Annotated in this window: 17 protein-coding genes; 10 read left to right on the top strand and 7 right to left on the bottom strand. The window is 39.9% G+C overall.

Annotation, left to right across the window (positions count from 1 at the left end; translation table 11 throughout):
- Positions 1-532, top strand: a 532-nt coding sequence (locus tag KK060_RS14955; protein ID WP_254154562.1) for a DUF5686 family C-terminal domain-containing protein, incomplete at its 5' end; no start/stop codon positions are given.
- Positions 533-864: 332 nt separating this feature from the next.
- Here the strand turns inward: KK060_RS14955 and KK060_RS14950 are convergent.
- Positions 865-3390, bottom strand: a complete 2526-nt coding sequence (locus KK060_RS14950) for a T9SS type A sorting domain-containing protein (RefSeq protein ID WP_254154561.1) — start codon at positions 3388-3390, stop codon at positions 865-867.
- A gap of 122 nt (positions 3391-3512) precedes the next feature.
- Positions 3513-5408, bottom strand: coding sequence for a T9SS type A sorting domain-containing protein (locus KK060_RS14945; RefSeq protein ID WP_254154560.1), 1896 nt, complete (start codon positions 5406-5408; stop codon positions 3513-3515).
- Positions 5409-5580: 172 nt separating this feature from the next.
- Here KK060_RS14945 and mnmH point away from each other — a divergent pair, with 172 nt between their 5' ends.
- Positions 5581-6585 (top strand): tRNA 2-selenouridine(34) synthase MnmH, encoded by a 1005-nt coding sequence (mnmH, locus tag KK060_RS14940; protein WP_254154559.1) that lies wholly within the window; start codon positions 5581-5583, stop codon positions 6583-6585.
- Here mnmH and KK060_RS14935 read toward each other — a convergent pair whose 3' ends face one another.
- The gene (locus KK060_RS14935; RefSeq protein ID WP_254154558.1) at positions 6586-7350 is read right to left on the bottom strand and encodes a hypothetical protein; all 765 of its coding nucleotides are present in this window, start codon (positions 7348-7350) and stop codon (positions 6586-6588) included.
- Between the two features lie 47 nt (positions 7351-7397).
- Here KK060_RS14935 and selD point away from each other — a divergent pair, with 47 nt between their 5' ends.
- Together selD and KK060_RS14925 are read left to right on the top strand one after the other, a co-directional pair.
- On the top strand, positions 7398-8429 hold the full coding sequence (selD, locus tag KK060_RS14930; protein ID WP_254154557.1) for a selenide, water dikinase SelD: 1032 nt from the start codon (positions 7398-7400) through the stop codon (positions 8427-8429).
- 74 nt (positions 8430-8503) lie between these two features.
- Positions 8504-9325, top strand: coding sequence for a Cof-type HAD-IIB family hydrolase (locus tag KK060_RS14925; RefSeq protein ID WP_254154556.1), 822 nt, complete (start codon positions 8504-8506; stop codon positions 9323-9325).
- A gap of 92 nt (positions 9326-9417) precedes the next feature.
- Here the strand turns inward: KK060_RS14925 and KK060_RS25065 are convergent, their stop codons facing one another.
- The 4 genes from KK060_RS25065 to KK060_RS14910 all read right to left on the bottom strand — a co-directional run bounded on the left by KK060_RS25065 (position 9418) and on the right by KK060_RS14910 (position 13446).
- Positions 9418-9543: a hypothetical protein gene (locus KK060_RS25065; protein ID WP_302180094.1), complete on the bottom strand. Its 126-nt coding sequence runs from the start codon at positions 9541-9543 to the stop codon at positions 9418-9420.
- Between the two features lie 281 nt (positions 9544-9824).
- Positions 9825-10460 carry a DUF3267 domain-containing protein gene (locus KK060_RS14920; protein ID WP_254154555.1) on the bottom strand — a complete coding sequence of 212 codons (636 nt, stop codon included), beginning with the start codon at positions 10458-10460 and terminating at the stop codon, positions 9825-9827.
- Complete coding sequence (locus KK060_RS14915) at positions 10438-13008, bottom strand: phosphoenolpyruvate carboxylase (protein WP_254154554.1); 2571 nt, start codon at positions 13006-13008, stop codon at positions 10438-10440. The genes KK060_RS14920 and KK060_RS14915 overlap by 23 nt, the downstream gene beginning before the upstream one ends.
- A 198-nt stretch (positions 13009-13206) precedes the next feature.
- On the bottom strand, positions 13207-13446 hold the full coding sequence (locus KK060_RS14910; protein WP_254154553.1) for a hypothetical protein: 240 nt from the start codon (positions 13444-13446) through the stop codon (positions 13207-13209).
- Positions 13447-13629: 183 nt separating this feature from the next.
- Here KK060_RS14910 and KK060_RS14905 point away from each other — a divergent pair, with 183 nt between their 5' ends.
- From KK060_RS14905 to KK060_RS14880, 6 genes are all read left to right on the top strand, one after another.
- Complete coding sequence (locus KK060_RS14905) at positions 13630-14958, top strand: deoxyguanosinetriphosphate triphosphohydrolase (protein ID WP_254154552.1); 1329 nt, start codon at positions 13630-13632, stop codon at positions 14956-14958.
- A gap of 80 nt (positions 14959-15038) precedes the next feature.
- Positions 15039-16655 (top strand): sensor histidine kinase, encoded by a 1617-nt coding sequence (locus tag KK060_RS14900; protein ID WP_254154551.1) that lies wholly within the window; start codon positions 15039-15041, stop codon positions 16653-16655.
- A gap of 160 nt (positions 16656-16815) precedes the next feature.
- A complete protein-coding gene (locus KK060_RS14895) occupies positions 16816-19311 on the top strand; it encodes an efflux RND transporter permease subunit (protein WP_254154550.1) in 2496 nt (831 codons plus the stop codon).
- Between the two features lie 217 nt (positions 19312-19528).
- Positions 19529-23281: an isoleucine--tRNA ligase gene (locus tag KK060_RS14890; RefSeq protein ID WP_254154549.1), complete on the top strand. Its 3753-nt coding sequence runs from the start codon at positions 19529-19531 to the stop codon at positions 23279-23281.
- A 24-nt stretch (positions 23282-23305) separates the two neighbouring features.
- A complete protein-coding gene (locus tag KK060_RS14885) occupies positions 23306-24022 on the top strand; it encodes a lipoprotein signal peptidase (RefSeq protein WP_254154548.1) in 717 nt (238 codons plus the stop codon).
- 192 nt (positions 24023-24214) lie between these two features.
- Complete coding sequence (locus KK060_RS14880; protein ID WP_254154547.1) at positions 24215-25726, top strand: amino acid permease; 1512 nt, start codon at positions 24215-24217, stop codon at positions 25724-25726.
- The last annotated feature ends 183 nt before the right edge of the window (positions 25727-25909 follow it).

Genomic DNA, 25909 nt, shown 5'->3' with positions numbered 1-25909 from the left:
CAGGTATACCAAAGGCTTTAACAATGTTCTGAGTAGCGATGTAGACTACGACCTGGTAGAGTTAGGCTTTCGTTATGGCTTCGATCTAGGAGCAAAAGGATCAGTGATATTCAACCTGCAGGCAGGTAAGTTTTTGAATGCAAATAAAATGTATTTTATGGACTTCAAACACTTCCTCGGTAATCAAACTCCTTTTGTTACCAGCGACCCCGTTGCTACTTTCAGGTTGCTTGATTACTACAGACACAGCACATCCGATCAATATTTGGTGGTAAATGCTAGCTACCAGTTCAGAAAATTTATACTTACAGTAATACCCTATGTCCGTCTTGCAGGTATTAGAGAAAACATTTTTGTTAATTATTTGAAGACGCCGACTTCATTGAATTACACAGAATTGGGTTATTCTATTGACGGGATCTTGAGAATGTTCAGACTTGAGGCTGCAGCATCTTTTGAAAATGGAAAGTATCAGGATTATGGATTTCGTATTGGTATAGCTACTAATATCTCCGTATCGTTTAGTGATTAATCACAATCCGGATGGTAATGCGATAATTATCTTAAAATGCTTCAGTTTTTATTCGAAATTTGTTATCTTCTGGTTCTTTCTACGTATTGATTTCCTCCCACCTATTGTTGTTGAATAATACACCTGAAAAGTTGAGCCAGGGTGCAGGACGAGTGGAGAACGAGTGCAACAAGAGTGGAGAACGGATTAAGGTAGCCTATATTTAGGGTATACCTATACTATATCTATCGTACGTATATCTACTCTTGCTTTAAGATCAATTGTTTGGATGATAACACATAAAAAGAGGCTATCTATTTTAAGATAGCCTCTTGTATTAACATTGAAAACACTTACTCTACAATAAATCGTTTTGAGTACGTTTTGTCGTTAATAGTAACAAGGGCTACGTAAATGCCTTTTTTTAGTTTTGTATCACCTATAGCATGCACAAATGTTCCTTCCTCGGTTAAGGTTCCTTTGTAAATGGTTTGGTTAAAATTGCCAAAGTGATCAGCGATATTAATTCTTAACGAGCTGTTTGGTTCACCATTTACCTCAATAGCAGAAGCAGTTACTACAGGATTTGGATATACGTTTACTGCATTATAATCGCCATGCATATCCGTGCTTGCATTACCATCATTTATTACTGTAAAGTGAATTGTATAAGTACTTCCCTTTTTTCCTTTTGCACCATTATCACTATATGCATTTGCCGACAAGGTATAATAACCTGGCTTCAATCTACCTAATTTGTAATTACCTTGCGAGTCACCAAATAAAGCGTAAGGTTCCTGGTTCTCGCCATACCTCACCCCATTCAGATAAAAGACTACACTTTGAGCACCTGGCCCTGTAATGGCCCTGATATTAAATCTTGGTGATGCAGGAATGGTATCATTTTCAGATAATGTACCTACTTCTTGATCAGTGTTCGGCTCGATGAGAGCAAATGCGGTTGTCACGGGTTCAGTAAATCCTATAGTAACAGGGTCTGATACAAACTCTCCAACACGAGGTTGTCCGTCACAATTTAAGTTAACGTTGATATGATAGGTGTAGGTTTCTCCTGCCAGAACCTCTGTATCAATTATTGTATAGGTGCTGCCTGAGTCGAGCAGTTGAAATCCTGTTGAAATTGTGCCTACTCCATCTTGCTGGTTCCACCCATAGAGCTCGTAAGAATAGTCAAGATAAGAGTGATCGGTAACTTTAACTTCTACTGATTGATCTGGCAATACAGTAAGTGTAAACTCAGGTGCATAAAATCCATAACCACTTTGCTTGGAGATAACTGTAGAGAAAGTTGACACAGAGTCTCCCTTTACAGCACGTGCCTTGTAGTAATAAGTTTTTAAAGAAACCAGACTGTCATCTTTATAACTACCCGATCCAACAGCACTATATATAAGTTCAAAGTTGCTTTCCGGTGTTCTCGATCTGTAAATCTCAGTGATACTTCCTTCATTAGTATTCATAAATTCCATACCAATTTCATTGCCGCAATCAAAAGTATGTGGAGGCTCTTCTGTAAAATATAAAGAAGGTGGCGCTAAAGAACTTGTAGTGATGGTTGCCGAAGCAACACCATATTGTATCGGTAGTCTCGGATCAGTAAGGTGTGCATTAAGTGAATATATATAGTTCTTGTCGGGTAGTGCATTAGCGTCAACGTAAGTTCCGGTGCTTCCTGAATCAGGCAAGCTTATACTTCCGATAAGTTCTTCTGTTTCTTCATCAACATCAAACCTTAAAATATCGTAAGAGTCATCAGCATACGAATGATCTTTTATCGTAAGTTTCACACCTGCGCCGTTGGGAAGCAAGACTGCTGATAATTCCGGATTGAAAAATAGCGACTGCGTTGTGAGTTCTACGACATCAGAAAATTCTGATAGCTGTGTGTCTCTTTTTGCTCGGGCTTTATAGTAATAGCTGGTGCGCGGTTTCAGGTTCTCATCTATAAATTCTTCACCCAAACCAATCGTTCCTACTAATTGAAATCCTTCTGTTGCATTGGTTGATCTATATATTTCAGAAGAACTTCCTTCATTAAGATTCTCTACATGAAATCTAAGCGTAGTATAGAAAATAGAATTTTCGGAAGTCTGAATAGAAGGTTTAAACAACGGCTCGCGCGTTTCAATGGTTACAGAAGCAACGCCATATATAGGGCCGAGATCTGGGCCTGGAAATATTGCATTAAGCGTATACGTATAAGTCGTATTGGGATGAGTTCCCTCGTCTACAAAAGTTGCAGTGCTTCCTGAATCTGCTGCGATTTCTCCTATGAGGTCATCAAATCCCTCGTTGGATCTTATAATTTCAAAGCTAACATCAGCATACGTATGGCTTTTTAAAGATAATACAACACCAACTCCATCTGGTTGTAAGCTTGCTGTTAACTCAGGATCATAATAGTTAGAATGGGTAGTGTATGAAAATACATTTGAAAACTCAGAAAACTCATTACCTTTTTTTGCTCTAGCCTTATAAAAAAATTCTGTTCTTGGTTTCAAATTCTCATCCCTGTAGAATTCTACATTGTGGGGCAGCGTGGCAATCAGCTGAAAGCCATCGTTGGCGTTTCTCGACCGGTACAATTCGGTAACACCTTCTTCATTATTATTCTTTATGTCGAGATCAATCGTTGTTCCATACAGGGCATATTGTGGGTGCTGGATTGTTGGTGGTTCTACAAATTCCTGTGTTTCAATTGGCCTGTTTACTTCAATTCTCTCTTCTAAATTCGAATTTGTTACATGTTCCGTTTTGCCGGATCTGAATTTTGCAAACTCGGTTGAATGAGTATCAGGAACAAGTCCGATAATCAATGCAACCATTATTAATGTTACTCTGGATAAAATTTTTGTCATAGGAGGATTTTTGAATTTGTTTATTCATTAATTGAAAATTTAGGTGGAATAGTATCCATGTACATTAAGACATGGCAACGCAAGCAACACCATTTAAGTGTTCATCCTTAAAGAGGCTGTGATTACTTTATAATAAGCCTCTTCGAATAGATCTGTTCATTGATTTTTACTGTAACTACATAGGCGCCTTGTTTGAAGTTTATTGCATCAATGTTTTTTTTATACACTCCATTGTTATCAAGAATACCGTGATGTAGTGTATGTGAGAGATTACCCGCCTGCTCTGTTATGTTTATACTAATAGTTGAGTAAGCCTCACCCTGAACTGCTATTGTGGATTGTGTTACAATCGGATTAGGAAAAACAGAAACAGGTTCAGAACTGCCAGATGTATTAAATTCATTTGCTGCAAATGCGTTAATGTTTTCGGCAATAACAGTGAAATGAATAGTTAGAGAATCTCCTTGTATTCCGCTTGCATTGTTCTCGCCGTAAGGTATAGCAGTAAGGGTATATGATCCAGGCTTAAGTTTACCCGGCCTGTAGTCTCCCTGCCAGTCACCAAATAATGCGTATGGTGTTTGGTTCTCACCATAGCGCTTTCCGTTGAGATAGAACACCAGACTTTGTGTACGATTGTTTGTATTCGCTCGGATATTGGGTTGGCCAACAGCGCTGAAGGAGACGCCATCGTACAACTCCATAATATCTTCTTCATTTAAGGGTTGTACCAACGTAAAGCTCGTAACCTCAGGCAAGTTTGTGGTGGAAGCGGTAGCAGTTGCAACATTATAGTAAGTTGGCAATCCTTCACAGCCTGCTCTTGCATCAAGACGATAAGTGTAGCTTTTGTTGGGTGCTAGGCCTTCATCAATATGCGAATAGGTCTGCCCGGAGTCTGATAAAATAATTTCATCTAAATATGTATAATTATTTGAACCTGTCTCGGCCCTGAAAATTTCATACGATCCGTCAAGATAACTTCGGTCTGTTATTTTAAGCGCGATACTGGTATTACTTGCGGCAGTTGCCGTCAATCCTGGATTATAAAAATCGGATCCGCTTGTTAGCACTACCGTGTTTGAAAACTCTGAATCAATTTCGCCGATAGCTCTTAGTTTATAGTAGTAGGTAGTCCGGGGTTTTACGTCCTCATCAATATATGTTCCGGATCCTGGTGCTGATACATAAATAACTTCGAAGTCATCATCTTCCGTAAGAGATCGATAGATCTCCGTTTCACTTTCTGGATTGGTATTAATGTAACCAAATGCAATAACGCTTCCGCATACCGGTTCTCCAGGAGGACCAAATTCAGGCGTTGTTAATTGAGTTGGGGGAGGGGTGGTTGCCACAGCGCGCACCATGCCAGGGTAAAATACGTTACCCGGTCCTTGTGCATGTACATCTACCCTGTAATTATAAGTAGTGTTTGGTTTCAGGTTTTCGTCTACTATGGTAAATACTTCACCTGAATCTGGCGCAGATATAGATTTTACATTAAATGCCTGTGTTGCTTCTTCACGCCAGATAACATACGAAACATCGTTGTAACTATTATCTGTGAGTTGCAATGATATGCTTGTGCTACTAATTGCGGTAGCTGTAAGGGAAGGTGCAAATAATTTATAGCCCGTGGTTAATTCAAGTACATTAGAGTAATCGGAAAACAGGGTGTCTTGCACAGCCCTTAATTTGTAGAAGTAGGTAGTGTTGGGCCGTAAGTCTCTATCAAGATAGTGATCATCACTATAAGGTATAGTTGCTACCAGCTCATATTCCGAATTTCTGTTTCGCGATCGGTACACCTCGGTAAAGCTTTCATAGTTTGGATTAAATACCCCGAAGATCAGATCGTTTTCAAATGCCGGATATTCCGGAGGTCTGAATGCAGGAGCTTCAAGTTCTGAAGTTTGTGATATAGAACCTGGATGGTTATTTAAAGCATCGGCTTTATCATAGCATACAAGCAGCAGTGACAGGGTTGTTACTGTGAAGGAGGGTAGAGGTGTTTTCATAGGAGAGGGATTGGTAAAAAATTTCGACTAATTTTATACCAATGGAAATTTAAGGAAATTGAAAGGGTGTCTCGTTTACACGAATAAAGTTGCCGACTAGGATTCCCACCGTAGATCCACATTAAAAAGAACGTAAATCTTAACTTTTCTCAATAAGTGTTAAATTTGTGTTGTGATTATAACCATAGAAGAGTTTTTTAAATATCGCGATCAATTACCCATGGTTGATGTGCGATCTGAAAAAGAATATGGTGAGGGACATATCCGCGGAGCAGTTAATATTCCCATTCTCAATGACCAGGAGAGGGTTCTTGTAGGCACAGATTATAAACAGCGCGGACAGCAGGAAGCGATTAAAACGGGAGTCCGACTTGTTGGGCCACGTATTATTGACATTATCAACGAAGCGGAAAAGGTATCTAAAGGCAATGAAATGCTCGTGCACTGCTGGCGAGGAGGTATGCGTTCTGCTAACTTCTGTAAATTTGTTGAAATGGCGCGGATTAAAACGCACCAGCTGAAAGGCGGTTATAAAGGCTATAGACATGAAGTTGTAACATCTTTTGAAAGGCCATTAAACCTGCAAATCATAAGTGGTTTTACAGGAAGTGGTAAAACGGATATTCTTCGTGAACTTGAACGCAACGGAGAACAAGTCATTGATTTGGAGAAGCTCTCGAATCATAAAGGTTCTGTTTTCGGAGGACTCATGCAACCCCATCAGCCTACAACAGAACAATTTCAGAATAACCTCTTCGAAAGAATCAGGCAATTGGATTTAACAAAACCCATTTGGGTAGAGGATGAGTCAATAACGATCGGAAATGTTGTATTGCCCGAACCGTTCTGGCGGCAGATGTGTAACAGCCTTGTTATACATATCGACGCAGATAGAGAAACTCGTGTACAAAGATTAGTTGAAGAATATGGAAAAGCGGATAAACAAGAGTTCTTAGATGCGATGTCAAGAATTGTAAAAAAGCTAGGCGGGCAACACTTTCAGGCAGCAAAAGAAAAGTTGTTGGCAGGTGATATGGCTTCTACGATTGATATTCTTCTAAATTACTACGACAAAAGTTATTCTATTGGACTTTCAAAAAAGCAGAATAGAATAAAGGCGCGATTTGCATGGAATGGAAATAGCATCGAAGATATTGCTAATCGCCTGAGAGGATAGCTATACGATATACTCGTCAAATCCTGGTCTTATAAAAGCCATCGCCTTTGGAAATTCTTGCAACGTAGCCTTCTTCATGCGTTCCAAAAGTGAAAGCGCAGTTAAGAATTCGTCCTCTTGTGTCGGAAGCAATTCAAAAAGACTCAGCCATGCGTGCATCGATCGCTCAATAGATAATAGAACTATCTTCGCTGAGCCAAGATAATCACGTTGGTTATAATCTTCTTCCCATAAGTCATCATGCAATTTGCCTGTCAATGCGCGAATAATCTTAGATGGTATTAATGTACTATACCATTGTATCACAGCAAGACTTTCTTTAATAATTACGGTTTGCGCTTTGGCTACATCATGACTCTGAGTTCCAAGTGTTAGTTCTTCCTTTAACGTATTCAGCTTTTCTAACATTCCTGGTTGGGTTTTCAACCAATGCTCAGTGAAGTCTTCATATTCTATACCTAGTTTGTTTAAAGGATGTTCCTCACTTGCAACGCGTATTTCCTCTTCTTTCTTCTGATTAAGTTCAATTTCCTGTTGTAATAAATTGAGGTCAAGTCCCTGTCGTTTTGCGGCATCTTCAAGCAATGACTTTGCTTTGGAGAAATTTTGTGAGAGCCGTTCCCAGAATGCTTTGTTCTTAATATTCAGTTGCTCCTGCCTTGCATCACTCTCCTTTTCATAAATAGCGCAACGATTTGCAAAAACACAACGCTCACACCAACGGTCGCAATAGTTATGAATCCCAGGAATTTTTTCTTCGGTCATTTGTCAATAAATGGTTCTGCGACCGATAAGTTCATAAATTTGCACTCATGGAACAAGTTAAATTAACACAATATAGCCATGGGGCTGGTTGTGGTTGTAAGATATCTCCTGCAATTTTAGATAAAATTCTACATTCTGATTTTCCTAAAATGTCTTTTCCTTCTTTATTGGTAGGAAATGAATCTAAAGATGATGCCGCAGTGTATGATTTAGGCGACGGAAACTGTGTTGTGAGTACCACCGATTTCTTTATGCCTATTGTCGATGATCCATTTACTTTTGGTGCAATAGCTTCCGTAAACGCCATTAGTGATATTTACGCCATGGGAGGAGAGCCGGTGATGGCCATTGCTATTTTAGGATGGCCTATTAACAAAGTTCCTGCTGAAGTTGCTAAATATGTTTTGGATGGTAGCCGCAGTGTATGTGCAAAGGCAGGTATTCCGCTTGCAGGCGGGCATAGTATAGATTGCCCTGAACCTGTGTTCGGCTTAGCTGTAACAGGTAAATTGCGAAAGGAGAACCTTAAGCGCAACGACACAGCAAAAGAAGGTTGCTTGCTGTATCTCACAAAGCCATTAGGCATCGGAATAGTAACTACAGCACAAAAGAAAGGAATTGTTGAAGAAGCTCATTTGAAAATGGCTACAGATACTATGCTCACCTTAAATAAATTCGGAGCGGAATTAGGAAAACTTCCTTATGTAACAGCGATGACGGATGTAACAGGTTTTGGCTTGCTTGGTCATTTAAGTGAGGTTTGTGAGGGAAGTAGTCTGTCAGCAGAAATAGAGTTTAATAGAGTGCCTCAATTTGATTTTCTTCAAAACTACATATCTCAGAAAAGTATTCCTGGTGGAACAACACGAAATTGGGATAGCTATGGTACTAAGATCAGTGCCATAACAGAACAACAAAAAGCAATTCTTGCAGATCCTCAAACCAGTGGTGGCCTATTGATTGCCGTTGAACCTCAACATACAGAAGCGTTTGAAAAACTTGTTAGCCATAATGGTCTTTCAATTAAACCTTTCGGACAATTGGTAAAACAGACTCGTACCCTGATCACCGTACACTAAAAACCACATTAACATTTTTTGAATCACTTGTTGATCATAATAATACTATAACTTATTAAACCCCTTACTATTTCGTGGCAGTTAAAGCTATTTGTACTGATATTGATGGAACGTTGCTTGATAATAGAAGAGAACTTTCTGATCGCACAATCGCTGCAATTAAAAAAGTTAGTAGTAAGATTCCTGTAATACTGGCTTCCTCACGTATGCCCAGTGCCATGACGCATCTGCAAAAGCAGTTGGATATTCTGCATTACCCACTCATCGCATATAATGGTGGGTATGTGATTCATTACGCAGACGGATCTCTTAATCCCCAGGTATTCGAATCTGTTTTTATACCGGCGGATATTTGCGCGGGCATGTTGTCTATGATAGAGAAGACATCCATTCATGCAAGTCTTTATTTTGAAGATAATTGGTATGCACCTGCTATGGATTATTGGGCTGAACGAGAAGCAAAAATAACCAAGGTAGAACCGGTTATTAAGGATCCGAATAAAGTAGTAGAAGGTTGGATCGCAACTAACTCTGGTGCGCATAAAGTAATGTTTATGGGCCCTGAGCAAGAAATGGATGTACTGGAGAAACAGCTCGGGCAACAACTAAGTAGCCACTTAAACATCTATCGCTCAAGGCCAACATATTTAGAGATTGCCGCAAAAAGGATTTCAAAGGCAACCGCTTTAGAACTTCTCCTGAGAAAGATGTATGGTTTGAAACCACAAGATGCTATGTCTTTTGGGGATAATTATAACGATATCGACTTACTGCAAATTTCCGGACTTGGAATAGCAGTGAGCAATGCACGTGATGAGGTAAAAGCAATTGCTAAAGAAATAACATTGAAAAGCATTGAAGATGGCGTTGCTATGGCTATAGAAAAGTATTGCTGATTTTGGTGCTTGTGTCTTGATAGAGGACATTGTTATGTATGGGCTACTTTTCTTAATAACCTGCCAATAACTACATGACGATATCCGTTAATCTACACCAGCATAGTTCCGTTCCTTCCCCTGATGCATTTTCCATCTTGCCTTTCAATGGCATAACATCCAGCACCTTTTAGTGCTCCATCAGTAAGCTTATCTCCCAAATATGTATATCGCCTCATAAATTCACAAAGCCTTTTTAGTTCACACAAATAAACCTCTTCTGTTAAATCTTGACAAAACCCTCCGATGTCTAAATCCGCCTTTTCTTCCATAACCCTTAATTACAACTTGTAATAAAGCAGGAGAAAAATAGCACGAGTCTCAGGGAAGTCTCAGGCTAGTCTCAGGGAAGTCTCAGAGAAGTCTCAGGGAAGTGTCAGGGAATAAGGGGTAGAACCAAGGAAAAACACCGAAAAAATGAAAAAAGTAACAGACTGTTTAGATAGTAGAGACTCCGCATCTATTTTCTGAAGATATAACATCCTATTTTACTCGGATGGTCCTGAACAAAACTATTTTTATCCTCTTTCCTTAAAAGAAAGATGACCATAAAATCTCCTGCGGCGGCAGTAGTGAAGAATAGGCCAAAAGTAAAAAAAGCAAGATGTCCTGTTACTAATCCAATGACGGCGGGTGCAAATCCTAACACAACAGCAGGCATAATGCCTCCTGTTATATAATTTTTAATTGTTAATGGTTCTGTGCAATGACAGTAAGGTGTAAGCACTTTCCATATTATTCCGAATTTGATTGATTTAAATCCATCTTTCGCAAAACAGGCCCAGGTTATGCCATGTATCAATTCATGCAGGATAACGCCAATGATCATGGTACAAATTATAATTGGTGCACTATAGGTAACTAACTGTTTATTTGCCGCAACAAAGACAGTAATCCGTTCCGCAGTAAAGTTTTCCTTCCATAAAAGATAGTAGGGAAGTCCAAGCGCCAACATCATCGGCATCATGAGTATCACCGCGTAGATGTTGGCGCTTGTAGGATTAATAGTAATTTCTTCGCGTCTATAGTTTCTAATAAGAAGCTGAAGGTCCATTGATTGTATCTGAAAGCTCTTAAGCTGAATTACGTGCAGCATTTATTATTCCGAACATGCATCGTAAGGCAAGTTTTCGATACTGCTTCTCGTACTGCTTCTCCGTAGCTTCCATATTTCTTAATTGCTGCAACGCAAATTGTTGTATGGTTATCAACGGAAGCACGATTCTTTCTCTAAGCTTAACTGAGTCACGATTGATCGGGTTGTTCTGCATTAACTCCGAGAGACCAGAGACCTCAAGAATCATTTTAACGGAAAGTTTATACTCATCATGCATGATCTTCCAGAACTCTCCAAACTCCTTATCCTTTCCAATATATGCTGTAGCAGGATAATAGGTTTTTGTTAATGACATCATACTGTTTGCCAACAGTGTCCTGAAGAAAAGTGATTGGTTATATAATCTTTTCACTTCATTTAACTTACCTTCTTTCTTGATCTGCTGTAAGGCGCTGCCCACACCGTAAAATCCGGGGATGTTCTGTTTCATCTGCGCCCAACTTCCAACAAAGGGTATGGCACGAAGGTCTTCGAACTTAAGGCTATCGCCCTGATTTCTTTTTACGGGTCGCGATCCTATGTTCGTATCACCAAAGAAAGGAAGTGGTGTCATCTTCTCCAGGTATGGAACAAACTTGTTGTGATGCTTCAATTCAAGGTAAGCTTTGTAGCCGGCCTCTGCCAATGACTCAAGCAATTGCTTTTCCGTATCTGATAATTGTACTTTTCTTTTCTTGAAAACGCTATTCTCAATGCCGGCAGATAGCAATTGCTCTAAATTGAATTGGCACGAAGGCAGCTTTCCAAAATTTGAGCTTATCGTTTGTCCCTGAATAGTTATTTGAACTTCTTTATCTTCTATAGTATCACCCAAAGAGGCATAAAAGTCATGAGTATTTCCTCCGCCACGCGCAGGAGGACCTCCTCTACCATCGAAGAATACTGCTGTGATGCCGTACTCGCGCGACAGCAGTGTCAGGTTTTCTTTAGCTCTGAAAATCGACCAATTAGCACGTAAATATCCACCATCCTTTGTTCCATCAGAAAATCCAAGCATAATAGTTTGCTTGTTACCCCTGCGTTCTATGTGTTCACGATATTTAGGAATACTGTATAGAGAACGCATTACATCAGCTGCAGAAGCAAGGTCTTCAATCGTCTCGAATAGCGGTACAATGTCAAGGTTGAGTTCATCGCCTTTGGCAAGAAGTAATTTAGCGAGTTGGTAAACCCTGATAACATCTACTGCAGACTGGCAATTGCTGATCACATAGCGATGACATCCCTCGGTTCCGTTCTGCGCCTGTATATCTTTGATTACTTCAATACTTTCAATAAGCTCCGTAACGAAGGGATCATCAAATTTTAAAGACGCAGGTTTAAACTTCAGCTTAAGTAGTGTATTAATTTGTTCTTCTTCCGATAGCTGATTAAAGTTCTTTAGTTTTTTGTCTTTAGCTTGGAGTTGTTTAAGAATAGCCTCCCATGCATAACCATGTTTGCGACTATCCTGCCGGATATCCATGCTAGCGAAATTGAAACAGAAGATCCTTACTTTAAGAATAAACTCATCAAGCAAATCCAGGAAAAGACCTCGGTGATCTTCAATAAGCAACTTTCTTGCTTTTAACAGGTCTTCAAGGAGCTCACTAGGATTTGTATACACTTCACCATCACCTATTCCATACGCCAATGGATATATCTTACGCTCAACATCAGCGATAATGCTATCAACGCCCTTAAAGGTTAATCTTCTTTTAAGAAAACGGGCGTCTCTATAGTAGCAACGCATCAAAGTTCTTTTAAGATGTTGTGCTACCTTGCGCGTTATCTCATGGGTAACAAACGGATTACCATCCCTGTCTCCACCAGGCCAGAAGCCGATCTTGATAAGATCAAAGTTCTTCCATTCTTCTGCATTTATCTGCAAGCCGCTAAATAGCTTTTGAACAATGGTAGGAATGGTATGATAAAATACATTTTCTAAAAACCAGCAAAGACTTACAGCCTCATCGTATGGCGTAGGCTTCTCGCGATTGATAAAAGCAGTTTTTCCAAGCTGGCGCAAAAGAAGATTAATATCTTCAAGTCGTCCTTCTCTTATCGCTTCTTCGAGATCATTAATAATAGCAAGAACGTTCCCAGGATAGAATTGCGTAGGGTGTGCGGTAAGAACAAGACGAACACTGAAATCTTGTAGCTTTCGTTTTAAATCTTCAATAACACCTTCTGATTGAGCACGTATTAAAAGCGCATTAATAGTTCCTCTTCCGTTAAGGTCATTTATTTCTTCAAATGCAGCATCTTCAATAGAATCAAATAATACTACCTGACGTTCTGTATATTGAATAAAATTGAATAGCAGATCGAATTGTTCGTCACGTGAAGCACTCGGCGTAAAATCGCTAAAGAACTTTTTTATGATAGATTTCGGATCCTTTCCCTTTTCAAAACCAGCCTCACAAGCTTGTTGCAGTAATGGAAGTAATGTACCTGTTCTGTAAATCCCGGAATATGGGAGATTTAAAAAAAGGCTGTTATAAATGTGATACCTGGTCGAGACAGCCTCGTTGTAGTTTGTTGTCATGTATTAAGCTAAGGACTTCTACAAATTTATTAATTGAAAGCATAGCTATAGAATGATGGAGTGCTTATTCAAATATTTTTTTTGAAAATGCTTGTTATTAGCATTTATTAAAAATCTTAGAGTCTGATTAAAAATTCTTAACCTAACAATCTTTAGGCACCGCCTAACATCTCTGCTAACAGGCAAGGCAACATCCAACTAAGAAGTAGATTCGTTCCTGCCATGCCGAATTTCTTCTGCTTCATCGGATATACCAAACTGTGAGAGCCAGTTGTTTCTTCCGTTATGATCCTTTGGAAGCTGACGAATCAAATCCTCTGTTTCAGCCAGCGGTATTGCCTTCTCCGTCGTGTTTCTCTTTTCTTCGTCACGTGCAATTACTTCATTAACTCTGTTTTCACTGTTAATGTCATCCAAAAGTTTTTTATCCACGCTCATAGCACCGTGTTTTATATGAGTCAACTGGTTAAAAAATTGTTCCTATAATTTAAAGTAACGTTACCTTGACGTGTGAGATCTGGGTTCTTCATTACGTAAATTTCCCGATTCGTTACCAGTCAGCGTCTTTTATTCATACAGAACCGAATATTAGTATTAAACTTGCCGCTAAAACTTTTAGTAGTGGATTGGATTAAATTGCTTTCTTCTCATCGCATTGGCCAACGCAGGCCTTCAGATGCACATCAGTCTCGAAGTGCTTTTGAACAGGATTTTGATCGTATTATTTTCTCTCACCCGTTCAGAAGGTTGCAGGATAAGACACAGGTGCATCCGCTGCCCATACATGATTTCGTACATACAAGACTCACGCATAGCCTTGAGGTATCTAGTGTCGGAAGATCACTGGGGAGAACAGTAGGGGAGGTTATACTTCAACGTAACTCTGCCTTACGCGAACAGTTTACATCGTTGGATATCGGCGCAATTGTAGCCTCTGCCTCGTTAGCTCACGACCTGGGCAACCCACCGTTTGGACATGCAGGAGAAAATGCCATCTCTGATTTCTTTATAGAAAATGCAGTAGGACAGCAGTTTAAAGGTCTCGTAGATGAGGCAGAATGGGAAGATTTAATGCGATTTGAAGGCAATGCACAAGGTTTTAGGATTTTGAACAAGAATCAATACGGATTAAAACTAACGGCAGCCACCCTAGGTGCCTTCACAAAATATCCCTGCCAGGCTTTATTTAAGGAGAGAGATAAGTCGAAAAGAAGTCAAAAGAAATTTGGTTTCTTTCAGTCAGAGGCAGAAATGTTCAGGCTTGTTGCCGATGAATTAGGCTTGATACCCTCCTCAGCACAAAGTTGGATAAGGCATCCGCTCGCTTTCCTGGTAGAAGCTGCAGATGATATTTGTTACAGCATCATCGATCTGGAAGATGGTTGCAGCCTGGGGCTGGTGTCTTACACAGAAGCCAAGGATCTGTTTGAAGGTGTAATTTCGTTTAGTCGCGATAAATTGGGTAAACTGAATCAGCTAACAAGCCGCGAGGAGAAAACAGGTTACTTAAGAGCCCTTGCAATCGGAGACCTTACACGCGAATGTTCGGCATTGTTCCTCGACCATGAAAAACAAATTCTGGAAGGTACTTTCGATACCGCATTGGCAGATGTTTGCTCGTCAAGAGCCGCTTTAAAGGAAATAATCAATGTCTCTGTAGAAAAGATTTATAGATCGAAGAATGTTGTCGAAATAGAAGCATCGGGCCATGAAGTGTTACCCGGTTTGCTGGAAGAGTTTGTAAAAACTGGTTCTTATTTGATGCAAAAGAAGAATTCTAGAAAATATGACAACCTTGCCCTTTTGTTTCCTGCTGAAATTGTCACAACTATTGAGACAAATCCGCAAAACAACTATATTATGCTTCGTTACATTATCGATTTTATATCTGGCTTAACCGACAGGCATGCGCTTTCTTTATACAGAAAAATTAAAGGGATCGCTTTCTGAGGTTTACCTTCTTATTAATAGTTAAGTAGTTAAGATTTATACAAGTATTAAAATATAGAACGATTTTTATACCCTATTGAATGCGTTTGCAGCCCCGTAAAAACATCATTTACCTTGTTGTAGCACTTATTAGTATACTGCTGGTGCTAAACATTATCCTTACGGGAATTAATAACAACATTATTTCTGAAAACAGAAAAGTCCAGGAAGAAATAGAGAAGATCCGCATTTATTATGATCAAATAGGGAAATCTGTTATTCACTCTATCGATATTGGTCTTCGTGGCTACGCCATTGTAAAGACACCTAAGTTCGGGCAACCGCTGCGCACCGGCATGCACTGGATGGATAGCATTTTCACCAATGTCGAAAAGCCGTTGAAAGCGCTAGACTACAATTTTGAAGAATATAACATCTTCAAAGATTCACTGATTTCCTATGCCAATTACAGCGCTCGTCTTATGGACTTGCTGGATGAGGGAAAAGATGAGGAATTCAAAACAAGCTTTGCTGAAGATAGGGGAGCGCATTTATGGTGGATGTATCTGCAGGTTGAAAGTCATATCGGCAATTTTATTGATCAGCTTGATAAAAGAGCACAGGCAAAATATGAGTCAGCACTTTTTAGAAATCAACTGCTTCAAATTTTACTCTTTATTATTTGTGTGCCTACGCTCATATATACGGCAATAAGGTCTGCCCGTATCATAAACCTATCAGAAATGCTTCGCGAAGCCCAGGACGAAAGAAACAAGATCTTGCTAGAGCAAAACGTAATACTGGAACGAAAGATAAATGAGCGCGTACAGGAGATTACTGCTCAAAACGAAGAGATTATAGCCCAAAGCGAAGAACTTGCAGCCCATCGCGATGCTTTAGCCATACAGAATAAACAGCTTTATGAGGCCCAGAAAACAATCGAGCTTCAGCATCAGGAAATCCAGCAAATGAATGAGCAACTCAGGACAGATGTTGGGAAAAGAACAGAAGAACTACGCGAGGCTAATAAACACCTGCTGGAACAGAATAATCAGCTGGAGCAGTTCGCCTTTATCGCCGCGCATAATCTCAGGGCGCCACTTACCCGGATCATGGGTCTGGCTAATCTTATACAGATCAGTCATACCGAGGATGACAAGCAGATTGCCATGGAGAAACTTGTTGCCTCAACGCATGATCTTGATTTTGTTATCCGTGATTTAAATACAATTTTAAATATCAGAAGGCAGACAAGTAATCTGACGCTTGTTAATCTTCGCGACACCCTCGAAAGAGTGAAGCGCTTTTTGGAGAAAGAGATTGAGGACACACATGCAGTAATAGCAGATAATTTTTCAGAAGCAGAAAGTGTATATGCTGTTGGGCCCTATATTGAAAGCATTTTATACAACTTAATCAGTAATGCAATTAAATACCGCGCTCCGGAACGTATGCCCTTTATTCTTCTCGAGACGCACATTGAAGATGAATACATATGTTTAAGCATTACTGATAATGGATTAGGCATTGATCTTTCAAAGCATAAGCACAATGTATTTAATTTATACAAACGATTCCATCTGCATATGGAAGGCAGAGGCTTAGGTTTGTATCTTGTAAGAACACAGGTAGAAGCAATGGGTGGCAAAATTGATATTAAAAGTCAACCCAATGAAGGTTCTACATTTCTAGTTTACTTTAAAAGATTCCTCGTGTAAACCGCGAGTCAGAAGTATTTTATTTGTCTTTAATCTCATTATAAGTACTTAATTTCCAATATTATGAGAAATAGTACTTGGCTCTAATTGCTTAAATTCTATCTAAATTTTGCCATTTAATTCATTAGCTTTGCCGACTTAATCTTTCATCTTCTGCATCATGTGGAATAGTATTGCCCGCTTTGTTATTCAGTTCCGTTTAGCCCTCATTGTTGTTATAGGACTCATTACCGTAGTGATGGGTTACTACGCTTCACGGGTACAAATGAGCTACGATTTTGCCCGAACAGTTCCTCTTGATGACCCTGACATGGTGATGCTAAACCAGTTTAAAGCCCAGTTCGGTGAAGATGGGAATATTATTGCTGTAGGGGTAAAAGATAGTTCCGTATATCAATTGCAGAACTTTGAGGCATTCAGAAAGCTCGTTCAGGAAGTAAGAAAGTTATCTGGTGTTAATGAGGTAATCGCATTACCTGTCATGAAGGTTATCATGAAAGACACCGTTGAAGATAAATTTTATCTCGCTGATGCCTTTCCTAAAAGGATAAATTCAGAAGCGGAATTTGATAGTCTTCTCAGTAAGGCAGGGGATCAGAAATTTTACATGAGCCAGCTTGTAAATTCTGCTAATGGCGCCACCATGATGCTCATTTCTGTTCAAAAAGAGGTAATGAACTCTTCAAAGCGCGAAGCACTTATCACCTCTCTTTTAGAGAAGGGAAAACAGTTTGAAGAAACCTCAAAAATACAACTACATTATGCAGGCCTTCCGTTTATTAGGGCCCTAGTAGCTGGGCAGGTGAAGAATGAAATGAGGTTTTTTCTTATCGCGTCGGCAATTATCACAGGACTTATCATGTTCCTGTTCTTCCGCTCATTCAGAGCCGTTCTTTTTTCAATGATCATTATTGCCATTGTAGTAATATGGACTCTCGGTACCCTCGCTATCTTCGGTTACAAGATCACACTGCTAAGTGGCTTAATACCACCTGTTATTGTAACCATAGGAATTACAAATGCCATTTACCTGCTTAATAAATACCATCTCGAATTCGCCAAAACGCAAAACAAAGTAGAAGCAATCACAGGTGTAGTGAAGAAGATGGGCTTGGCTACATTTCTCACTAACCTTACCGTTGCAATTGGCTTCCTTACACTGCTTGCTACCGATATTATTATCCTTCGTGAGTTTGGTATAGTTGCCGGAATTAACATCATGGTGCTGTTTATTGTAAGCCTTATCATGATCCCTGGTATCTTTTCATGGCTTCCTACACCGTCTGAAAAACACCTGCGACATTTGAATTTCAGGATTATGGGGCGATTCCTGAAAGACATAGACCTCATTGTACGTAAGCAAAGAGTTGCAATTTATGCCACATCCGTTGTGCTGGCAATCGTATCAGTAATAGGCATTTTACAGCTGCGTTCTGTTTCTTATATGGTTGATGACGTTCCTGAAGACAGTCCCGTAAAAAGAGATTTAAAATTCTTCGAAGCTAACTTCAGCGGTATTATGCCGTTGGAAATGGTGGTGGAATTTAAATCAAAAAAGAGGCGTCCAGTGCTCGATTTAAACAATATGCAGAAGGTTGACGCATTCGAAACTTACCTGGATTCTCTTCCTCAATTGTCGAAGCCAGTGTCACTGATAAGTTTTGTGAAAGCTTCTAAGCAAGCTTTTTATAATAACAACCCATCACGATATGCAATTCCTTCAAGTAAAAGTGAGGGGGCTTTTATACAGAAGTATATTATGAAGAGTGATGTTTTTAGCGCAGACGCCAAAAACAAAATAGAAGTGGGTGGTGAAACGGCAAAGAATAATACGAAAGGAAGTCTCGTCAGATCTTTTGTTGATTCTACATTCAGTAAGATCAGGATCTCATGCCAGATTGCGGATATCGGTTCTGTAAAGCTCGATTCACTGGTGCATCACTCAATTGAACCAAAGATGAAGGAAATCTTTGTTTCAACAGAAAAGGATTCGATCACCACGGCCATAACAGGATCTACTAAGATCTTCATCAAAGGAAACAAGTTTCTGATCGCGAACCTTCAGGAGAGTTTATTGCTGGCGTTTATCCTTATTACACTTTCCATGGCAGTACTTTTTGCCAATGTAAGAATGATCGTCATCTCCCTTATTCCAAATCTTTTGGCGTTAATGATTACCGCAGGTCTTATGGGCTTTTTCAATATTCCGCTTAAAGCCAGTACTGCCCTTATTTTCAGTATCACTTTTGGTATCTCAGTAGATAACTCGATTCGCTTCCTGGCAAAATACCGTCAGGAGATATTGTCAAATAAGTTTAATATACCGTTGGCAATAACCGATAGCATCCTCGAAACGGGTAAGAGTATCATGTATACTTCCATCGTGTTGTTTGCCGGGTTCATCATTTTTGCCTTCTCTGATTTTGGAGGAACAATAGCACTTGGATTGCTTACGTCAACCACGCTCGTTATTTCGATGTTTACAAACCTTATTCTTTTACCGGCGCTTATCATGACTTTTGATAAACCCAAGAAGAAAAAAGGCGAATACCTCCTAATCGATGATTTTGATTCATCGTTCTACGGCGAGCAAGACGACGAAGAAATAGACCTAAGCCGCATCACCATCCATAACAGACATTCTGCTGCGGAATAGTCAGTTAACAGTCATTGGTCAATGAATCGGATAATTTATATTTTCCTCAACTAATTCTATATAAAAAGAGTTAAACAAGTAGAAGTCCTGGTTTTACCATTGACTATTGACCATTGACTACATTGGATCGTATTGATCGTAATTCTTACTTCGAAATTCGTTTTTTATAGAATATCTTTGCGGTCTTATTCACACTATACCGCTGTTTTTCAACATCATGGCAGGAAAATACAAAGAATTTAAGGAGCTTAATTTTGCAAAAGTTGCTGAGGAAGTACTGGATTTCTGGAACAAGGAGCAAATCTTTGAGAAATCTGTAGGAAATAGAGAGGGTGCCGAAACCTTCACCTTCTATGAAGGACCGCCATCAGCAAATGGTACTCCCGGTATTCACCACGTAATGGCGCGTACCGTTAAGGATATTTTCTGCCGCTACAAAACATTACAGGGCTTCCAGGTAAAACGTAAAGGCGGTTGGGATACCCATGGCTTGCCTGTGGAATTGCAGGTTGAGAAACTGCTCGGTATTACTAAAGACGATATCGGCAAGAAGATCTCTGTTGAAGAATATAACAAGAAGTGCCGCGAAACGGTAATGATGTATAAAGATCAGTGGGATGACCTTACCCGTAAAATGGGATATTGGGTCGATCTCAACAGTCCATACATCACTTACGAGAAAGAATACATCGAATCGTTATGGTGGCTGCTCAAGCAGCTTTACGACAAGAAATTACTATATAAAGGATACACCATCCAGCCCTATTCCCCAGGTGCCGGAACAGGTCTTAGCTCCCACGAGCTAAACTTACCCGGCTGTTATAAGGAAGTTAAAGACACATCAATAGTAGCACAGTTTGAGGTTAAAAAAGATGCAAAATCTGAATTCTTATTTGGTGCATTAAAAGGTGACTTTAAATCCGTTTACATCCTGGCATGGACAACAACACCTTGGACGCTTCCTTCAAATACAGCATTAACTATTGGAGAGAAGATCACCTATGTTCAACTCAACACCTTTAACCCTTATACGCATAAGCCAGTAAGTGTGGTATTGGCCAAAGATCTTGTAGGTAAGTACTTCTCAGAAAAAAATAAGGATCTTAAAATAGAAGATTATAAACCTGGTGATAAGGCAATACCTTATCAGGTCGTGCAGGAGTTAACAGGTAAGCAGTTGGTAGGCGTACGCTATGAGCAACTCATGCCTTACGTTAAACCACTTTATGATGAAGATAAAGCATTCCAGGTAGTAGCGGGCGACTTCGTTACTACAGAAGATGGTACCGGCGTTGTTCATACGTCGCCAACCTTTGGTGCTGACGACTTCCGGGTAGCCAAACAAAATGGTATCCCGGCAATGACTGTTAAAGATGAAGCGGGCAACGAAATGCCTACTGTAGATCGTAAAGGAAGATTCATCACTGTCATAGGCGAAAAGCTGAAGGAAGGTGTAGCGAAGTATAAGATCAAAACACACAAGCCTCTTGGTGCCGACGACTTCTATGTAAAGAATTATACAAGCGAGGATGAGTCAAACCCCGACTATAAGAATACAGATGTCATCATCTCCATCATCCTTAAAGAAGAGAATAAGGCATTTAAGGTCGAGAAATACGAACACACCTATCCGCATTGCTGGCGAACAGACAAACCAGTTCTGTATTATCCGTTAGATTCATGGTTTATCAGAACCACGGCACTAAAGGATAAAATGGTAGCACTTAATAAAACCATTAACTGGAAACCAGAATCAACAGGTACCGGTCGTTTTGGTAACTGGCTCGAAAACCTTGTTGATTGGAACCTGTCGCGTTCACGCTATTGGGGAACACCACTTCCTATTTGGCGTACCGAAGTAGGCTTTATAGATAATGAAAATAGGTTAATTGCAGTAGGAAGTCTAAAGGAGTTTAATCAGCAAGGATGGTTTTATCTAGAGGATAAATATTTTGAATTAGAGTCACAGATAAGGAATAAGTCAGGTAATTTATTTGATAAATTCATCTCTGCCTATGAAGCTTACAAGGATACTTCAAGTATAAATGTGAAACGTTCATTGCTTGATAGTAATGTTTTAATCGATAAACTTAGCAAGTTAAAAAGTATTACTCCTGAACAGTTGAATCTAAAGGGAATCCCTTCATCAGTTTATCTAGAATATCTAGTACCAGTTTCAACTGTAATAGATAGTATTGATTTGCATAGGCCATATATTGATCGCGTGATTTTTATAGAAAAAATGGAGGCTTATGGTAGTTGGAATAATGGGCCTCAAATTTATGAGAGGGTGTTTTCTCGTGAAACAGACCTTATCGATGTATGGTTTGATTCCGGTGCGATGCCCTATGCACAATGGCACTATCCTTTCGAGAATAAGGACGTGTTTGAAAAGAATTATCCCGCTGATTTCATTGCCGAAGGTGTAGACCAGACACGCGGATGGTTCTTCACTTTGCATGCTATCGCCACCATGATTAACGAAAGCAGCACCGAAATACAATCGGTTAATAAGAAGGTGAACAACGGTGGCGTTGCTTTCAAAAATGTAATCTCCAACGGTCTTGTTCTTGATAAAAACGGAAACAAGATGTCGAAGAGTAAGGGTAACGTTGTTAACCCTTTTGAAACACTTGCAAAGTATGGCCCTGATGTAGTGCGTTGGTACATGATCGAGAATGCACCGCCGTGGGATAACCTTAAGTTTGATTTTGATGGCATCGTAGAAGTTCAGCGTAGGTTCTTTGGCACACTCTCAAACACTTATTCTTTCTTCGTGCTCTACGCTAACATCGATGGTTATGTAAAAGATGAGCAGAACAAGGTATCACCTAAAAACTTAACAAACCTCGATCGTTGGATACTTTCAAAACTTCAATCATTGATTATTGAAGTAACAAAGGCGTATGAGGAATATGAACCTACACGTGCTGCACGCGCTATACAAGATTTTGTAAACGATCATTTATCCAACTGGTATGTTCGCTTAAATCGTAAGCGTTTCTGGAAAGGTGAAATGAGTGAGGATAAGAAAGCAGCCTACGAAACACTGTACGATTGTCTTCTTACGTGCTCACAATTAATGTCGCCGATAGCGCCATTCTTTAGCGAATACTTATATAGAAGTTTAACAGAGAATATCAGGGATAAGGCGGTTGCCCACAACACTGCCCTTCGTCATGAATCTGTTCATTTAACAGACCTGGTTAAGCCTGATCAGAATCTTATAGATTCAGAACTTGAGAAGTCAATGGCTTATGCACAACGTATTTGTTCATTGGTGCACTCAATCAGGAAGAATCATAAGATCAAAGTGCGTACGCCATTGCAGAAGATCCTTCTGCCTGTGCTGGACGAGTCATTTGCAAAGCGTATTAAAACAGTCGAGGAGATCATCCTTTCAGAAGTAAACGTAAAAGGCATTGAATACATCGATGATACATCCGGTGTATTGGTGAAAAAGGTAAAGCCAAACTTCGCACGTTTAGGAAAACAATATGGCCCTAAAATGAAGGAGGTCTCTGCTGTAATCACCGCTTTTACAAAAGAAGACATCGCTGCCATAGAAAAACAGGGTAAATTATCACGTGAGGGGTTTGATCTTGTTCTTGAAGATGTTCTGATCACATCAGAAGATATACCAGGATGGGCGGTAGCTACTGAATCTGGTGTAACAGTGGCGCTTGATATTAACGTTACCGAAGATTTGAAAAAAGAAGGTATAGCCAGAGATTTTGTAAACCGGATTCAGAATCTTCGTAAGGACATGGGTCTCGAGGTATTGGATAAGATAAACATTGAAGTAGAGCGTGATGGAGAGATGGTAACATCTGCACTGAATACCTTTAAAGACTATATTAGCACTGAAACGCAGGCATTAACCCTTGAACTCAGAGAAAAGGTAAATGATGCTGCTGAAGTTGATATGGATGAATTTATGTTGAAGGTAAAAATCAGTGTTAATAAATAAGTAAATAGGCCGCCTATTCTCCTCATGAAGATTTACAGATATTTTATTCTTGCTGTTCTGGTTATTATTATCGATCAGGCATCAAAGCTTTTGGTATATAATAACATGTATCTCCATGAGGAGATCAATGTCCTTGGCGATTGGTTTCGTCTTCATTATCTGCTCAACCCAGGTATGGCTTTCGGAATTCGTTGGAACAACGAATTTGGAAAACTGGCGTTAACAGTGTTTCGTATCGCTGCCATGATTGGCATCGGTTACTATTTATGGAAGATGGCAAGGAGAGGTGCACATACTGGTTTCCTTTGGTGTATGGCCTTAATCCTGGGTGGTGCTGTTGGTAATGTAATTGATAGTACTTTTTATGGTGTGTTGTTAAACAACCACCCTGCAGATTCACCAACACCATGGTTTCATGGGCAGGTAATTGACATGTTATTCTTCCCGCTCTTCGAGTTATATTGGCCTGAATGGGTTCCGTTTGTAGGTGGTGATTACTTCCTGTTTTTTAGTCCCGTATTTAACATTGCTGATTCTTCAATTTTCGTAGGTGTTGTCATTATACTTCTGTTTCAAAGAAGGTTTTTTAAAGAAAAGCACGACGAAGATAGACTGGGAGATGCAGAAGACCATCTCTCCGAACATACCTTAGACCCACCACTCGATACTTCAGATAATGATGTATTGCCCGGGGGAAGGACGATACCAGGAGAACAATCAAACCTTGATGAGAAATTTTAAAATATAGGTCTGATCTAAATGGTCAGACTTTTTTATTCTCTTTCTATTCTCTTTCAAAACCACCTTCTCCACCTCAATAAGAATTTTACCTGAATACGTAGTATTTTCTACCATTCACTAAACGCCTGTTAGTCAAATTCATTATTCTTATTACCTTTAGAAGTTCGTTAAACCTAAATCCTTAAAAGCTACATGAGTTTGTTTATCAAGAAGCCTTTAGCGCAACTGCTTGCACAGGCTGGAGATTCTGACAAGGGACTAAAACGTACCCTTGGTGCAGGCAACCTGGTTGCGTTAGGCATTGGTGCCATCATTGGTGCTGGTCTGTTTGTAAGAACAGCTGCTGCTGCAGGTGAAGCTGCAGGTCCTGCCGTAGTTATTTCCTTTATTATAGCGGCTGTTGGTTGTGCATTTGCCGGGTTATGTTACGCTGAATTTGCATCGATGATTCCGATAGCCGGTAGTGCTTACACTTATGCCTATGCTACCATGGGCGAACTCGTAGCATGGATTATTGGTTGGGCATTGGTTCTTGAGTACGCTCTTGGTGCGGCTACTGTTTCTATTGCCTGGAGCGAATATCTTAATAACTTACTGGGAGGTGTAATACCATATTCGTTAAGTCACTCACCTTTCGAGTATGCAGTAAACCGTATGATTGGAGGTGAACTGAAGTTGATCTCTACCACTGAGGTGCTGGCTAGTGATGCCATTGTTCATCAGGGTATCATGAATCTTCCCGCGCTTATCATCCTTCTTGTTCTTACATTGGTCCTTATCAAAGGAACATCAGAGTCAGCAGGCCTTAATGCCATTATCGTATTTATAAAAGTTGTAATTGTTCTTGTATTCATCTTTTTAGGATGGAGTTATATCAAACCCGAGAATTACGTTCCATATACTATTCCTGCAGGCACTCCTGGTCATGATACATGGAGAGAGTTTGGCTGGGGAGGCGTACTTGGTGGAGCCGGTATCGTGTTCTTCGCCTTCATCGGTTTCGATGCCGTATCTACAGCAGCACAGGAAGCAAAAAATCCAAAACGCGATATGCCAATTGGTATCCTAGGATCACTGGTAGTATGTACGATACTTTACGTATTGTTCTCTCACGTGCTCACCGGTATTTCTAACTGGCAAGAGTTTAAAACTGTAGGTAAAGAAGCTTCTGTTGCTTATGCTATAAAGACTTACATGCAAGGCTATGAATGGCTCGAAGTAGGAATCAGCATTGCTATCCTTGCCGGATTCTCTTCTGTAATCCTGGCTATGTTATTCGGACAGTCTCGTGTATTCTATTCGATGGCAAATGATGGTCTTATACCTAAAGTATTCTCTGACCTTCATCCGAAATTCAGAACACCTTATAAGTCTAACCTGATTCTATTTGTATTTGTAGGTGTTTTCAGTGGTTTTGTTCCAGGAAGCATGGCCGGAGATTTAACCAGTATCGGTACCCTGTTTGCCTTTGTTCTGGTTTGTGTAGGGGTTTGGGTAATGAGGGTTAAAAATCCTGAACTGAAAAGAGCATTTAAAACACCACTTGTACCTTTGGTTCCAATCTTAGGTATCATCGTATGTTCTTTAATGATCGCCGGCTTAGATCCATATACCATTATGGTAGCCGTAATATGGATGGCAATTGGTCTGGTTGTGTATTTCACATATAGCAGATTCCATAGCTACCTAAGAAAGAATTCTTAAGCAATTTCATCCCTTGAAATATAAGCCCTCCTTGTGAGGGCTTTTTATTGATATATAGAAGAGCTTTTCTTTCTCCAAATAATATTTTGAATTACTGCCAAAACGGCTTAAAAAGGAGCCAGTAAGGTAAGGACGAAGGAAGGACGGAGCTACGACGGAACCAGGACGGAGCCAGGATTAACG

Source organism: Chryseosolibacter indicum, from assembly GCF_018598585.1.
GTDB lineage: Bacteria > Bacteroidota > Bacteroidia > Cytophagales > Cyclobacteriaceae > Chryseosolibacter > Chryseosolibacter indicus.
This window is presented reverse-complemented; position numbering and strand designations above follow the sequence as displayed.

What these genes read in the sequence shown, in the direction of transcription:
- KK060_RS14950 (WP_254154561.1), bottom strand. Translation starts at nt 3,390, where the DNA reads ATGACAAAAATTTTATCCAGAGTAACATTAATAATGGTTGCATTGATT.
- KK060_RS14945 (WP_254154560.1), bottom strand. Translation starts at nt 5,408, where the DNA reads ATGAAAACACCTCTACCCTCCTTCACAGTAACAACCCTGTCACTGCTG.
- KK060_RS14935 (WP_254154558.1), bottom strand. Translation starts at nt 7,350, where the DNA reads ATGACCGAAGAAAAAATTCCTGGGATTCATAACTATTGCGACCGTTGG.
- selD (WP_254154557.1), top strand. Translation starts at nt 7,398, where the DNA reads ATGGAACAAGTTAAATTAACACAATATAGCCATGGGGCTGGTTGTGGT.
- KK060_RS25065 (WP_302180094.1), bottom strand. Translation starts at nt 9,543, where the DNA reads ATGAGGCGATATACATATTTGGGAGATAAGCTTACTGATGGAGCACTA.
- KK060_RS14920 (WP_254154555.1), bottom strand. Translation starts at nt 10,460, where the DNA reads ATGCTGCACGTAATTCAGCTTAAGAGCTTTCAGATACAATCAATGGAC.
- KK060_RS14915 (WP_254154554.1), bottom strand. Translation starts at nt 13,008, where the DNA reads ATGACAACAAACTACAACGAGGCTGTCTCGACCAGGTATCACATTTAT.
- KK060_RS14910 (WP_254154553.1), bottom strand. Translation starts at nt 13,446, where the DNA reads ATGAGCGTGGATAAAAAACTTTTGGATGACATTAACAGTGAAAACAGA.
- KK060_RS14900 (WP_254154551.1), top strand. Translation starts at nt 15,039, where the DNA reads ATGCGTTTGCAGCCCCGTAAAAACATCATTTACCTTGTTGTAGCACTT.
- KK060_RS14895 (WP_254154550.1), top strand. Translation starts at nt 16,816, where the DNA reads ATGTGGAATAGTATTGCCCGCTTTGTTATTCAGTTCCGTTTAGCCCTC.
- KK060_RS14890 (WP_254154549.1), top strand. Translation starts at nt 19,529, where the DNA reads ATGGCAGGAAAATACAAAGAATTTAAGGAGCTTAATTTTGCAAAAGTT.
- KK060_RS14885 (WP_254154548.1), top strand. Translation starts at nt 23,306, where the DNA reads ATGAAGATTTACAGATATTTTATTCTTGCTGTTCTGGTTATTATTATC.
- KK060_RS14880 (WP_254154547.1), top strand. Translation starts at nt 24,215, where the DNA reads ATGAGTTTGTTTATCAAGAAGCCTTTAGCGCAACTGCTTGCACAGGCT.